Annotated in this window: 16 protein-coding genes, 1 pseudogene and 1 riboswitch; of the genes and pseudogenes, 10 read left to right on the top strand and 7 right to left on the bottom strand. The window is 61.9% G+C overall.

The annotated features are described in order from the left end of the window. Positions 1 to 131, top strand: a pseudogene (locus ABX74_RS29935) (acetyl-CoA C-acyltransferase); the annotation flags it as partial. Between the two features lie 72 nt (positions 132 to 203). On the opposite strand, the gene ABX74_RS15555 reads toward ABX74_RS29935, so the two are convergent. Then, positions 204 to 419, bottom strand: a complete 216-nt coding sequence (locus tag ABX74_RS15555) for a BldC family transcriptional regulator (protein WP_021333209.1) — start codon at positions 417 to 419, stop codon at positions 204 to 206. A 111-nt stretch (positions 420 to 530) separates the two neighbouring features. Here ABX74_RS15555 and ABX74_RS15550 point away from each other — a divergent pair, with 111 nt between their 5' ends. Then, positions 531 to 938: a RidA family protein gene (locus ABX74_RS15550; RefSeq protein WP_019747226.1), complete on the top strand. Its 408-nt coding sequence runs from the start codon at positions 531 to 533 to the stop codon at positions 936 to 938. A 22-nt stretch (positions 939 to 960) separates the two neighbouring features. Here the strand turns inward: ABX74_RS15550 and ABX74_RS15545 are convergent, their stop codons facing one another. Beyond that, the gene (locus ABX74_RS15545; protein WP_007734706.1) at positions 961 to 1,230 is read right to left on the bottom strand and encodes a DUF4235 domain-containing protein; all 270 of its coding nucleotides are present in this window, start codon (positions 1,228 to 1,230) and stop codon (positions 961 to 963) included. Positions 1,231 to 1,417: 187 nt separating this feature from the next. On the opposite strand from ABX74_RS15545, the gene ABX74_RS15540 reads away from it, so the two are divergent. Continuing rightward, positions 1,418 to 1,633 carry a hypothetical protein gene (locus ABX74_RS15540; protein ID WP_019747225.1) on the top strand — a complete coding sequence of 72 codons (216 nt, stop codon included), beginning with the start codon at positions 1,418 to 1,420 and terminating at the stop codon, positions 1,631 to 1,633. Between the two features lie 7 nt (positions 1,634 to 1,640). Here the strand turns inward: ABX74_RS15540 and ABX74_RS15535 are convergent, their stop codons facing one another. The 4 genes from ABX74_RS15535 to ABX74_RS15525 form a co-directional block, all read right to left on the bottom strand. Beyond that, a complete protein-coding gene (locus ABX74_RS15535; protein WP_047889165.1) occupies positions 1,641 to 2,798 on the bottom strand; it encodes an AI-2E family transporter in 1,158 nt (385 codons plus the stop codon). A 64-nt stretch (positions 2,799 to 2,862) separates the two neighbouring features. Beyond that, on the bottom strand, positions 2,863 to 3,339 hold the full coding sequence (locus ABX74_RS15530) for a hypothetical protein (RefSeq protein ID WP_019747223.1): 477 nt from the start codon (positions 3,337 to 3,339) through the stop codon (positions 2,863 to 2,865). A gap of 136 nt (positions 3,340 to 3,475) precedes the next feature. After that, a complete protein-coding gene (locus ABX74_RS30420; RefSeq protein ID WP_003945564.1) occupies positions 3,476 to 3,631 on the bottom strand; it encodes a DUF6131 family protein in 156 nt (51 codons plus the stop codon). Between the two features lie 164 nt (positions 3,632 to 3,795). Then, positions 3,796 to 4,197 (bottom strand): nuclear transport factor 2 family protein, encoded by a 402-nt coding sequence (locus ABX74_RS15525; RefSeq protein WP_029537656.1) that lies wholly within the window; start codon positions 4,195 to 4,197, stop codon positions 3,796 to 3,798. Between the two features lie 99 nt (positions 4,198 to 4,296). Here ABX74_RS15525 and ABX74_RS15520 point away from each other — a divergent pair, with 99 nt between their 5' ends. Further along, on the top strand, positions 4,297 to 5,637 hold the full coding sequence (locus ABX74_RS15520; RefSeq protein WP_047889177.1) for a DUF1254 domain-containing protein: 1,341 nt from the start codon (positions 4,297 to 4,299) through the stop codon (positions 5,635 to 5,637). A gap of 52 nt (positions 5,638 to 5,689) precedes the next feature. Here ABX74_RS15520 and ABX74_RS15515 read toward each other — a convergent pair whose 3' ends face one another. Continuing rightward, on the bottom strand, positions 5,690 to 6,481 hold the full coding sequence (locus ABX74_RS15515) for an SDR family NAD(P)-dependent oxidoreductase (protein ID WP_029254632.1): 792 nt from the start codon (positions 6,479 to 6,481) through the stop codon (positions 5,690 to 5,692). 482 nt (positions 6,482 to 6,963) lie between these two features. Between ABX74_RS15515 and ABX74_RS15510 the strand changes: the two genes are divergently transcribed. From ABX74_RS15510 to ABX74_RS15490, 6 genes are all read left to right on the top strand, one after another. Then, positions 6,964 to 7,821, top strand: a complete 858-nt coding sequence (locus ABX74_RS15510) for a siderophore-interacting protein (protein ID WP_047889164.1) — start codon at positions 6,964 to 6,966, stop codon at positions 7,819 to 7,821. 40 nt (positions 7,822 to 7,861) lie between these two features. Continuing rightward, positions 7,862 to 8,043: riboswitch (cobalamin riboswitch) on the top strand. 57 nt (positions 8,044 to 8,100) lie between these two features. Next, positions 8,101 to 8,331: a hypothetical protein gene (locus ABX74_RS30635; RefSeq protein ID WP_223257934.1), complete on the top strand. Its 231-nt coding sequence runs from the start codon at positions 8,101 to 8,103 to the stop codon at positions 8,329 to 8,331. Between the two features lie 6 nt (positions 8,332 to 8,337). Further along, entirely contained in the window at positions 8,338 to 9,114 is a 777-nt protein-coding gene (locus ABX74_RS15505; RefSeq protein ID WP_223257933.1) for an ABC transporter substrate-binding protein, read from the top strand. Continuing rightward, entirely contained in the window at positions 9,115 to 9,867 is a 753-nt protein-coding gene (locus ABX74_RS15500) for a class I SAM-dependent methyltransferase (protein WP_020906482.1), read from the top strand. It abuts the gene before it with no gap. Then, the gene (locus ABX74_RS15495; RefSeq protein ID WP_020906481.1) at positions 9,864 to 10,904 is read left to right on the top strand and encodes a FecCD family ABC transporter permease; all 1,041 of its coding nucleotides are present in this window, start codon (positions 9,864 to 9,866) and stop codon (positions 10,902 to 10,904) included. Before ABX74_RS15500 ends, ABX74_RS15495 begins: the two co-directional genes overlap by 4 nt. Then, complete coding sequence (locus tag ABX74_RS15490; RefSeq protein ID WP_019747215.1) at positions 10,901 to 11,674, top strand: ABC transporter ATP-binding protein; 774 nt, start codon at positions 10,901 to 10,903, stop codon at positions 11,672 to 11,674. Before ABX74_RS15495 ends, ABX74_RS15490 begins: the two co-directional genes overlap by 4 nt. Positions 11,675 to 11,686: the final 12 nt, after the last annotated feature.

Genomic DNA, 11,686 nt, shown 5'->3' with positions numbered 1-11,686 from the left:
TGTCCGGCGCCCGCATCGCCCTGCACCTCGCCCTCGAACTGCAACGCCGCGGCGGCGGCATCGGCGCAGCCGCACTCTGCGGCGGCGGCGGACAAGGCGACGCACTCATCATCCGCGTCCCCAAGGCGTAATTACTTCATCCTGACCAGACAGGTCGCCGAGCCCTCATCGTGCTCGGCGACCTGTCTGTTTCATGTCGGAGGCTAGTTCGGATCAAGCGTCGTCAAACGGTTACGCAACAACTTCTCGATCTCCGAACGTCGGTATCTCCGATGTCCGCCAAGCGTTCTCAGAGTGCCGACCTTGCCCTCCCTCGCCCACCTGGACACCGTGGTCCTGTCGACATGGAACAGTGCGGCAACCTGTTTGGTTGTCAGCCATTCGTCGACAGATGCTGCGTGCTCTTCTTCTCGGCTCATTGACAGTGATTCGTAGCCGTAGCGTGGATGGATGGGTCCGACAATGAATTGGCAACCCCTGGCGCGCTGTGAAAGACTCGCTGCAAAACTTTACTATTCCTTGGGGAAAATATGTCGAAGTCGGTAACTCTGATCCGTTCCACATCACTCTCATCGGTCGCTGAATACGCCTATGCAGCAACGGCTCCCGCCGAGGCTCGACTGATCTTCCTGGCCGGATCCTGCCCGTTGAACGAGGACGGCTCCACTGCCGCCATCGGCGACTACGCAGGACAGGCAGCCAAGGCCGTCGACAACCTGAGAACAGCTCTCTCGGACGCGGGCGCGTCCATCACCGACGTGATCAACACCCGCGTCCTGGTGGCGTCGAGCAATCAAGCCGACCTCGTTGCTGCGTGGGAGGTAGTCCGCGACGCGTTCGGTGATCACGACGCCCCAAGCACTCTGATGGGTGTGACCGTTCTCGGTTACGACGATCAACTGGTCGAGATCGAGGCAATCGCGGCCGTCGTCGACTGAACTCGAACCGAACCGGGCGTTCCTACCGGGGATCTTCGTGAGCAAGGGCCTGGTAGCCCTTTGCCCCCGCACGATCCACAGCGGCTCGCACAACAGCGAAGATGGCTCCCTGCAGGGCGGCGGCGATCAGGACTTCCTTACTCGACCTGCTCAAATCTTTTGGCTCGGGCGCATTCTTGTCGTCACCGATGCGCTTCCACACCTGTTGGAAGACGGCGCCGGCCAGAATGCCGCCGAGGACGCTCGTCGCCAGTGAGAGTGGCTTGTACATCGCTTTCGATACTGCGCTCATTGCGCGGATCCTCCATGGTTCGATTCGTACCGCCTGAGCGGGCTGACCGACTCTCACTACCCCACAGGCGAACTGTCGAAACATTGCACCGGCGCGGCGCGAAGTTGACTGTCGCACGTTATGTTCCACGGTTTGCCATTTCGCGGGCCGGGTAGGATCGTCTTAGCGAAAGAAGGTTGTGTAAGTCATGGAAAACTACAGAATCGAACTACCGGACGGTACTACGGTGATGGAAGATTTCGTCTCGGATCGCGCCGCCATCGCATACGCGGTCGATCTGAATCACGGGTGTAGCGAGAAAGTATCGGTATTCCGTATCACCGACGAAGGGGAAACCATCCCGACTCGGATGTGCCCCAAGCCGAATCCTGGTTCGCGGCGTCGCGCGCGAAGCGTCCGATAGAAACCCGTCAAGAAGCGTCGAGGCGGGGGAAGAGCGTTTCTCTTGCGAGCAACAGCAAGGCCGCAGCGACCGGAATCGCCAGCAACGCACCGACAATACCGAGCAACGCTCCGCCCAACAGGGCCGCGACCACAGTCACCAACGCCGGGACCGCTACCGTCTTCCCGATGATCTTCGGAACGAGCAGGTAGTCCTCGAGCAGACGTAACGCGATGAAGAATGCAACTGTCGCCAATGCCGTTGGGACAGAGACTGTCAGGGAGACCAGGGCGACGATAACCCCTGCGATCGTGGAACCGACTATCGGGATCAGATCGAGCAGAGCGACCAGCAGCGCCAGGATCAACGGGTACGGCACATCGAAGATCAACAACCACGCGAAGGTGCACACTGCGGTGATCACGGAGATCAGAACATTGCCGAGGACGTACCCACCCACACCTGCCAGTATCTGATCACCGATGGCGATTGCTCGGGGCCGCCGCGAATGTGGCACCAGCCGATACAGATTCGTGCGGATTCGTGGATAGTCGATCAAGAAGTACGTCGTCAGTACAGCAACGATTCCGGCGTCGGCGACTGCGCTGAACACCGCCCGCCCCGCACCGAGCAAACCCGTCGCGAGCGCAGAACCCGAACCATCCAGTTGCGTGGTGAGGTGCTGCTCGAGGTGATACTTCTCGTCGAGGTCGTTGACGATCGGGTACCGGTCACGAATGTGTGTCAGGAGTTCGGGAGCGTGCGATGCAAACTGACGTCCCTGCTCGACCAGCGGGGTGATCGCAGCAACGAGAAACAGCGCCAACATCACTGCAATTCCGAGGAGTACCACGGTGACTGCGATCCAGCGCCGGAAATGTCTCCGCTCCAGCCAGACGATCATCGGTTCGATGCCCACCGCGAGAAACAGCGCGACAACGATCAGGATCAGCATGCCTCGCGCCGCAAGCAGCACTTCGATCACCGCATAAGTCACGGCAACTCCGGCCGCGGCGCTCAGACCGATGAAGAACGGTGACCGACGGTCGAATCTCGGTCCGGGTTCACCCAGCGGCCGGACAGGCGTCGCCAATGCTGCGGCTTCGCGTTCCGCTTCCACCATCGGATCTACGGCTTGGACTTCACTTTCGGAGTCCGGTGAACGGTCTGCGGAACTGGGATCCATTCAAGCCACCTCACGATCCGCGCGACTTCCCGGCACGGGAGTGAGTACCCGTGCCGTAGGCGGATCAACCTCGAGGCCTCTCCGCTCCGCTTCGGGTCAGTGCCAGCCCGGTTCCCACAACTCCGATGATCGACACTGCGATGGCGATACTGGGCCAACCGTCGCTCTGCCAGTAGACGTCGTCGAGAGTGATCAGCAACGCGGCCTCGTCGACGATGAGCCCGAGTGCAATACCCAACGCGATGCCCATCCATGTTCGTGCGCGAGGGCTTCGGTCTACGAGGCCGAAGATCGCCACCCCGGCCAACAGGAGAATTCCCCACAGGTAATGGTGAAGGTGCGTCCCACCGGCACTGATGTCGCCGACGTCCCTGGTGTCGATCTGGATCAACCAGGTCACCAGACGTGCTCCACCGAACGTCAGTGTGAAGGCCACCCACGCCAACACCAAACCGCGGCGTGACTCGTCAACTTGATTCCATCTGCGAGGAAACCTGAATCTCTCCACAGGTTTCTCTTCCGCATGATCTCGAGAAAGCATCCTTCATGTTTACCCGACGCAGCTCAGAGCGATACTTTCGGGTAGAGACACCGAAAATCAATTGGAGAACGAAAAAGCGGTACTCGATCTCCGAAGAGATCAGGTACCGCCTTCTCAGCTACTCGCGCAGTATCGATCAATACCAGACTTTTCGTCCGCCCACTGCACGCCCGGTAGCACCGAGGATGGACAAAACTGCACCTACGACGACCAAAATGATGCCGACGGTGGTCAGAATGCTCAACCCCGTGAAAAAGCCGATCAACGCCAGAATAATGCCGAGAACAATCATGTGAGAACCTCATCCGGTATGCGTATAGAAATGATCTACTCAACTGACGCTACTACAAAAACTTCACAATCAAGAAATCCGATAATCGACATCATCAATACGAAACTCGTATTACTACCCAATAATGTCGGCGTTAAAACATTGGCCTTTCTTTTTCTTATCCCTCACGGTTCGATGCCTTCGATCTTGGCCTCGACGGCCGGCGTGATGTGGCTCAACACGCAGCGCCAACGACCGTCTCGCCGGGCGAACACGTCGGTGGTCCACTCCTCGGCGTCGTACTGCCTTCCGTCGTAGTGCGCAGTATTGGTGATCCGCGTGGTGAAAAGCGCAACGTCACCGAAGAAACGCACGCGAGCGCGCCCGACGCGATCCATCGCCGAATGAGTCAGGTCGCCAGAGGCCACGAAACCCAGAAACTCCGCCTTGGTGGATACCCCGGATTCCGAGACGATCACCCAGTCGTCGGCCATGAAGTCGCCGATCCGTTCGGCGTCGTTCGAGCACATCGCGACGTTCCACTCGTCTGCAGTTGCAGTCAGCACCGCTGTTTCCTGATCCGACATGGCCTCTCCCTCTACCGTCGTCACCCTCGGCGGGTGATGCCTCGACGGCAGGGTTCCCGCAAGGTGGACGTCGAACCGACGAACTACGAGAGGGCAGAGATGACAGACACCAGTCGCACCGAGCTTGCAGCTCAGGCGTACATCTACGGATTTCCCCTCGTTTTCAATCTCGACCAGGTCCATCGGTACGTTCACGACGGTGTCGGAGCGAACCCCGCCGCACCTTTCAACACCTTCAGTCACGCCCGCACACTCGCCGGCCCGGCAGATACTTTTGTCACGATCAACAACGACACCGTGTATTCCATGGCGCAGATCGACCTTTCTGTCGGCCCCGTTGCGCTGCACGTCCCCGATACCGATGGCCGTTACTACGTCCTCCAGTTCGTCGACGCCTGGACAAACAATTTCGCTTACGTCGGGCACCGTGCCACCGGCACCAAGAGCGGAGACTTCCTTCTCGTCCCACCCACCTGGACCGGAACCCCGACCACCCAGACCACAGTGATCAGATTTCCCACGACCGTTGCATCGATCGTCGGTCGGTGGGCGTGCGGCGGCGACGACGACCTCCCCGCCGTGCACGCCTTGCAGGACGCCACCACCCTGACCGTCGTCGACTCCGCCGGGGCTCCGGCCGGTCTACCGGTCCCCGACTCCGAGGTCAGCCAGGACCTCCTCTTCCTCGAGAAACTCCGCATCTGGTCGCAGGCCTTTCCGCCGGCCCCGCGCGATCGAGAACTCCAGGATTCGTTCTCACCGATCGGAGTCACCGAGCACGGGGCCTCTCCCTATGTATCGCTGTCTGCCGACGACGCTGCGGCGCTCGCGGACGGGTTGACCGCCGGAGAGAAGAATCTGCACGAAGCACTCACGCACGGCTCCAGCCCCGAGGCCAACGGTTGGAAGCTGACTTTCCACGCCTTCGACTACAACCTCGACTACTTCGAGGTCGGTGCAATCGACGATCCACAATTCAAGATCGCCGATCCCAGGTTGCGAATCATCGAACGAGCGGCGGCGGCCAAGGGCGGGCTGTGGGGCAACCACCCCTACGAAGCGGCGTACATCATGACCTACGTCGACGATCAGGGAACGCAATTGAACGGAAACCGCACCTACACGATCAGACTCGACCCCACTCCGCCGGTGAGCGCCTTCTGGTCGCTGACGATGTACTCGGTGCCGGACTTCTTCCTCGTGGCGAACCCCATCGACCGATACTCGATCGGCGACCGCACTCCCGGCATCGTCCACGACGCCGACGGTGCGTTGACGATCACAATCAGTCACGAGGAGCCGAAAGATGCCACGGCGAAGGCGAACTGGCTCCCCTGCCCGCGCGGAGACTTCCGACCGGTCCTGAGAATGTACGAACCTTCGCCCGCCGTACTCGATCAGTCCTACGTCGTCCCCGCTATCACTCGCTCGCGAGAATGACGGCTCACGTCTGACGGCCTGCCCCAGGCCAGGCCGTCAGACGGACACAGAATCAGGCGTGCGTGCCGCCGTCGACACGGATCTCCGTGCCGGTGATGAAGGCACCATCGTCGGATGCCAGCATCGCGATAACTCCCGCAACACTTTCCGGCCCGGCCATGGGAGCACCACCGGACTCCAGATCAGTGCTCAGAATTGGCGACAGCTTGCCGAAGAGCGACCAGTCGGTGTCTTCCGGCAGGTACGACGCCGTGGTGTCGGTGATCCCGCTCTTCACACTGCCCGGAGCTACCGCGACGGCGCGCAGACCCTGCTTGCCGTATTCGAGAGCCAGTGCGTGAGTGAAGGACTGGATTCCTCCCTTACTCGCCGCATATGCGGCCATGTACGGGTGCGCAAAGGCTGCGGAGGTGGAGCTGAAATTCACCACCACTGCGTTGCCGGTGGACAGGAGAGCTGGCAGTGCCTGACGAGTGACGAGGAAGGTGCCGGTCAAGTTCACGGAGATCACCTGATTCCACAAGTCCAGTGAGGTCTCGTGGGTGTGCCCGCCTCGCAATATCCCGGCGGCGTTGACCAGTACGTCCAATCCCCCGAGAGCCGAAATTGCCTGACCCACAACCGTGATGACGGAACTCTCGTCACCGATATCGACGACGACGGTGTCGAGACGACCCTCCGTCGAGGCATGTTCAGCCGACTTCCGGGTGTCTGCCAGACCCTTCTCGGAGATGTCGGCAGCGACCACGCGGCCACCTTCGGCGAGCAACCGCAGCGCGGTGGCCTGCCCGATTCCAGATCCTGCGCCGGTGACGAGAATACGACGACCTTCGAAACGATTCATTGCTGTGTACCTTTCACGAAAACGAGTTGGCTGGTAATCCAGGCTCGGCGGCGCCGACACTCACAACTCACCCGCGAGAAACTTCAGGTACGGGAAATACGCAGCACTGCAACAGGTGTGGCACTGCGAAATCTCAGCGAGGTAATGCTCGCCGAAGTGGCGAATGTCAGACGGATCCGGCCGGTGCGGCCAAGGCTCTTTCGATCCAGACAAGACCAGAGGGGCGGCGGTCGATCGCCTTACGCCCCCGGCGGAATGTCGCTACGCCGAATCGGGCCGTGCGCAGTGCACGGCCGGAATCGAGAGTACAGCGGCGTATGGACATCACAGGCACCGTAGCAGCGCGAGTACAAGTCGCTCAAACGCGTTGTTCGCGACGCAGGTTTGATTCAGGTAATCAGATGTCACTTCTGGACAACTGTGCCGACTTAGGCAGCACTAACCTGATGGCATCTCGAAAACCCGATCCAGGAGCACAGTCGATGACACATGCAGACGCCACGAGCACAACAACTCCCCGGGCGAGCGTCCTACGAACCGCTGACCACAATCGCGGACTCATCGACGTTCTCGCCGTCGTCGAAGCAATGGAGCGACCGAGCGACCACCTGCTGCGGATCACGGCTCGTTTGACGGAGTCGACCGACGATCCGACCTGGTCACGCCCGAACGTCACCGTACGTATGAATCTCGGGCCCAATTTCGACGACGCTTCGCGTGTGTACACGGTGCGTTCCTACGATTCCGCCACCGGATCGATCGTCATCGACGTGGTCCTGCACGGACAGACCAGCCCGATGATGAGGTGGGCAGCGGCGTTGGCCATCGGTGACACCTTCGGTCTCACCGGTCCGCGACCACACTTCTTGGTCCCCGACGTTCCCGGTCGACGGATCGCACTTTTTCTGGACGGCACCGCAATACCTGCGCTGTACTCGATCATCGAGCAGCTACCCACCGGCGTGGCCGGAATCGGCTGGGTCACAACAGATGACGAGGTCGCTTTCGCCGAACTGCCCGCCCTCCCCGGCCTGGAGCTTCACCGCGTGAGCGCAGATCTCGCCGAGCCCGACGGCCCACTGGCGGTACGAGCACGCGAGCTCGCCGATCCCGCGAGCTACGTCGTGTGGGGAGCCGGTGAACGCAACGAGATGCGCGCAATCCGTAAGCACTTTCGGTCGACCGTCGGACTCGACAAAGACGACGTCGCGATATTCGGATACTGGAAGCGCGGCATCAGCAACACCGAAATCGACCTCCGTCGGCGCGAGAACTACGAGCGCATCCTCGCCGGCGGTGGAACCCTCACCGACATCGACGACCTGGCCATCGAGATCTGATCGCGTACACCGGCCGACCTGACCGGCCGTGCACTGCGGTGATAAGTTCCTCTGTGCCAGCGGACCTCCACACAGGGGGTCAGGGAATCCGGTGTGAATCCGGAACTGACGCGCAGCGGTGAGGGTGACCGCCCGGGCTTACGCCACTGGATGAAAATCTGGGAAGGCGCTCGGGTGGGGCGATCTCGAGTCCGAATACCGGCTGGCAGCAGGGGTCAACAGGCGCCTGTTCACACGGTAACGGGCTCCGCGAACGAGCCCCTGCGAGAACGAGATTCCATGCGTCTGTCCAGACTTCGCCTACCCGCCGCTGCCGTCGCGGCCTTGTTGAGCGCGTCGTTGGTTGCCTGCTCCTCCGACGACAGTGCTGCCCGACAATCCAACTCTTCCGAACAATCGCGCGTGACAGTCCAGAACTGTGGCCGAGACGTCACGGTGGAGCGACCGATCGAACGGGCGATCGCGGTAAATCAGCCTGCGGCCGAAATGCTGTTCGCACTGGGAGTGTAGGACCGGATGGCCGGCTACGCCATGAGCGACGACGACGTACTCCCCGAATTACGTGAGGCACGCGGTCAGGTTCAAGCTTTCGACACCGAGTTCCCGTCCTTCGAGAGTGTCCTCGAACGCGAACCGGACATGGTCTACACGACCTTCAATTACACGTTCACCTCGGAAGGCATCGCCGACCGGACCAAGTTCACCGACCTCGGGGTCGCGACGTACCAGTCGCCCAGCGAGTGCACCGGTCAGGATGCCGAGCAGAGCAAGGCCCTCACACTCGACGACTTGTACGCCGAAATCGGCGACGTGGCAACACTGTTCGACGTCAAGGACAAAGGTGTCGAGCTGACCGAGAGTTTGAAGGATCGCGCGGCCACCGCCACGGCGTCGCTGGGAGCCGAAAACGTGACGCTGGCGTGGTGGTACGCAGCCACGAAGACTCCGTACTTCGCCGGGTGCTGCGGTGCACCGGGAATCATGACCGACGCGGTGGGCGCGAAGAACGCCTTCGACGACAACAAACAGTACTGGCCCGAAATCGGTTGGGAGAGTGTGCTCGATCGTGACCCGACCGTGCTGGTGCTCGCAGATCTCGACCGCGGCGGAGACGGCGACAGTGCCGCAGACAAGATCGCGTTCCTCGAATCGGACCCGGTCGCCAGCAAGCTCACCGCAGTGAAGAACAAGCGTTACATCATCCTCGAGGGAACGACGATGGACCCCTCGATCCGCAATGTCGGTGGCATCGAACAGCTCTCCGACGGGCTGCGCCAGTTGGGTGTGGTCTAGATGTCCGCGGAGATCAGTGAACTGGTGCGTCAGTGGGACGACCAGCAGGCGGCATACATCGCCGACCGCGAAAAGCGATTCGACGCGATTCTCGACGTTCTCGAATTGCAGTACGCGCACACCCCGTTCACGGTTGTCGACCTGGCCTGCGGACCGGGCTCACTGAGCGCCCGGATCCTCGAGAAGTTCAAGCACGCGAGCGTTGTGGGGATCGATTACGACCCGATGCTGCTGGAAGTCGCCCGTCAGTCGTCGACTCGTTTCGGTGACCGACTGCAGCTGGTCGACGCAGACCTGCTGAGCACCGATTGGCCGACTTCGGTGACTGCACCGGTGCAGGCGATAGTGTCGACAACAGCGCTGCACTGGTTACAACCGCAACAGCTCGTCGAGGTGTACCGGCAGTGCCGCGAACTGCTGAGCCCTGACGGAGTCCTGCTCAACGGTGATCACTTCCGCTTCGACAGCCGCTCCCCCGTCATCGGTCGATGGGCGAAGGCTCACGACGAGCAGACGCAACGCTCCGCCTTTGCTGCCGGCGCTCCCGAGTGGGACAGCTGGTGGGAGGAGTTGCGGGCAACTCCCGGCATCGGACCACTGACCGACGAGCGTGAGCGCAGATTCGCCGGACGCGACGCTACCGCGCCCACTGCCGTCGACTTCCAGTTGGCGGCGCTCGCGCAAGCAGGTTTTCGAGAGTCGGGAACGGTCTGGCAACTGTTCGACGACTACGTGGTCTACGGCGTGAGATGACGACAAGAGTTCGCCTGCGTGACAACCCGACGACCGTCACCCTGCTGTGGGTGATCGGTGTTGTCACGCTGGCCGGGTCGGCCGCCGTGGCGATCACGTTGGGGCCGGCCGGTCTGTCGGTCGGTGAGGTGGCCTCGATCGTCGTCGGCCATCTCGGCGGTACCGCGGCGGACGTCACCCCTATCCGCGACGGCATCGTGTGGGATCTTCGTCTGCCACGTACTCTGCTCGCCGCGCTCTGCGGTGCGGGCCTCGGGCTGTGCGGGGCGATCATGCAGTCTCTGCTTCGCAATCCACTGGCTGATCCTTTTGTCCTCGGTATCTCGTCCGGCGCCTCGACCGGTGCCGTACTGATCGTGATCCTCGGAGTGGGGTCGGGGGTGATCGGCTTGTCGAGCGGCGCCTTCATCGGCGCGGTGATCTCCTTCGCCCTTGTGTTGCTGCTCGCCCATGCGGCCGGCGGCACGCCGGATCGGGTGATCCTGGCCGGAGTCGCCGCGACCCAACTGTTCTCGGCGCTCACCTCGTTCATCGTGATCACCTCGGCCGATCCCGAGCAGACTCGCGGCGTGATGTTCTGGCTCCTGGGCTCACTCGGCGGCGCCGACTGGCTCGACGTCGCGCTCTGCGCTGCGGTGGTCGCCGTCGGCCTCGTGGTCTGTCTGACTCACTCCCGCGCACTCGACGCCTTTGCCTTCGGCGAGGACGCGGCGTCGTCGCTGGGGGTGAACGTGTGGCGAGTGCGCGTGACCCTGTTGTTGGCAACAGCTTTGATGACGGCGGTGATCGTGAGCGTCGCAGGCGCCATCGGCTTTGTGGGCCTCGTCCTCCCGCATGCGGCACGGGCTCTCGTCGGTCCGAGCCATCGGCGACTGCTGCCCGCGTCCGCACTGATCGGCTCGATCTTCCTGGTCTGGGTCGACGCTGTGGCACGTACAGCCATTGCGCCGCAGGAACTCCCGGCTGGTGTGGTAACCGCGTTGGTCGGCGTGCCTGCGTTTGCCGTCATCCTCTGGAGACGAAAGGCCAGGCCATGACACTCGAAGCGGCCGGCGTCAGCTGGCGGGTCGGCGGGGCGCTCATAGTCGACGCCCTCGACGTGTCCCCCACCGTCGGAAGTACGGTGGGGCTTCTCGGCCCCAACGGTTCGGGAAAATCGACACTGCTGAAACTGCTTGCCGGGCAGAACCGTCCGACAATCGGGGAGGTGACTCTGGACCGAACTCCGTTGCCTGATTGGAAACGCCGAGATGTCGCGCGTCGGATTGCCACCGTCGATCAGCACAGCAACACGGAGATCGACCTGACGGTAGCCGAGGTCGTCGAATTGGGACGCACCCCGCACCGCGGATTGTGGGGCGGGCATTCAGGTTCCGACCGCGACGCCGTCCGCGCGGCGATCGAACACACCAACCTCTCCGGGATGCTCGACCGGTCGTGGCACACCCTGTCCGGCGGGGAGCGCCAACGCGTGCAGATCGCGCGCGCCCTCGCTCAGGAACCTCACGAGTTGCTGCTCGACGAACCGACCAATCACCTGGACATCAACCATCAACTCGAATTGCTCGCGCTCGTGCGTCGCCTGCCCACCACCACGATCATGGCATTGCACGATCTGAATCTGGCCGCCATGTTCTGCGATTCGATAGTGATGCTGAACCGTGGCTCCATCGTTGCCCACGGAAGCCCGACCGAGGTCCTCACCGCCGACCTGATAGCCGAGGTCTACCAGGTCGATGCCGAAGTCCGCCTGGACGGTCCCGGCGGAGTACCCACCGTGAGATACCTTCCACCCAGCTCGGATTAGACGCACGCAGAT

This window comes from Rhodococcus sp. ARP2, from assembly GCF_001029585.1.
GTDB lineage: Bacteria > Actinomycetota > Actinomycetes > Mycobacteriales > Mycobacteriaceae > Rhodococcus_F > Rhodococcus_F erythropolis.
The sequence above is the reverse complement of the archived record's forward strand: the minus strand, read 5'-3'. Positions and strand labels throughout refer to the sequence as shown.

Excerpts from the sequence above, each read along its gene's own strand:
- ABX74_RS15555 (WP_021333209.1), bottom strand. The coding sequence starts at position 419 with ATGAGCCGAGAAGAAGAGCACGCAGCATCTGTCGACGAATGGCTGACA.
- ABX74_RS15550 (WP_019747226.1), top strand. The coding sequence starts at position 531 with ATGTCGAAGTCGGTAACTCTGATCCGTTCCACATCACTCTCATCGGTC.
- ABX74_RS15545 (WP_007734706.1), bottom strand. The coding sequence starts at position 1,230 with ATGAGCGCAGTATCGAAAGCGATGTACAAGCCACTCTCACTGGCGACG.
- ABX74_RS15540 (WP_019747225.1), top strand. The coding sequence starts at position 1,418 with ATGGAAAACTACAGAATCGAACTACCGGACGGTACTACGGTGATGGAA.
- ABX74_RS15535 (WP_047889165.1), bottom strand. The coding sequence starts at position 2,798 with ATGGATCCCAGTTCCGCAGACCGTTCACCGGACTCCGAAAGTGAAGTC.
- ABX74_RS15530 (WP_019747223.1), bottom strand. The coding sequence starts at position 3,339 with ATGCTTTCTCGAGATCATGCGGAAGAGAAACCTGTGGAGAGATTCAGG.
- ABX74_RS30420 (WP_003945564.1), bottom strand. The coding sequence starts at position 3,631 with ATGATTGTTCTCGGCATTATTCTGGCGTTGATCGGCTTTTTCACGGGG.
- ABX74_RS15525 (WP_029537656.1), bottom strand. The coding sequence starts at position 4,197 with ATGTCGGATCAGGAAACAGCGGTGCTGACTGCAACTGCAGACGAGTGG.
- ABX74_RS15520 (WP_047889177.1), top strand. The coding sequence starts at position 4,297 with ATGACAGACACCAGTCGCACCGAGCTTGCAGCTCAGGCGTACATCTAC.
- ABX74_RS15515 (WP_029254632.1), bottom strand. The coding sequence starts at position 6,481 with ATGAATCGTTTCGAAGGTCGTCGTATTCTCGTCACCGGCGCAGGATCT.
- ABX74_RS15510 (WP_047889164.1), top strand. The coding sequence starts at position 6,964 with ATGACACATGCAGACGCCACGAGCACAACAACTCCCCGGGCGAGCGTC.
- ABX74_RS30635 (WP_223257934.1), top strand. The coding sequence starts at position 8,101 with ATGCGTCTGTCCAGACTTCGCCTACCCGCCGCTGCCGTCGCGGCCTTG.
- ABX74_RS15505 (WP_223257933.1), top strand. The coding sequence starts at position 8,338 with ATGGCCGGCTACGCCATGAGCGACGACGACGTACTCCCCGAATTACGT.
- ABX74_RS15500 (WP_020906482.1), top strand. The coding sequence starts at position 9,115 with ATGTCCGCGGAGATCAGTGAACTGGTGCGTCAGTGGGACGACCAGCAG.
- ABX74_RS15495 (WP_020906481.1), top strand. The coding sequence starts at position 9,864 with ATGACGACAAGAGTTCGCCTGCGTGACAACCCGACGACCGTCACCCTG.
- ABX74_RS15490 (WP_019747215.1), top strand. The coding sequence starts at position 10,901 with ATGACACTCGAAGCGGCCGGCGTCAGCTGGCGGGTCGGCGGGGCGCTC.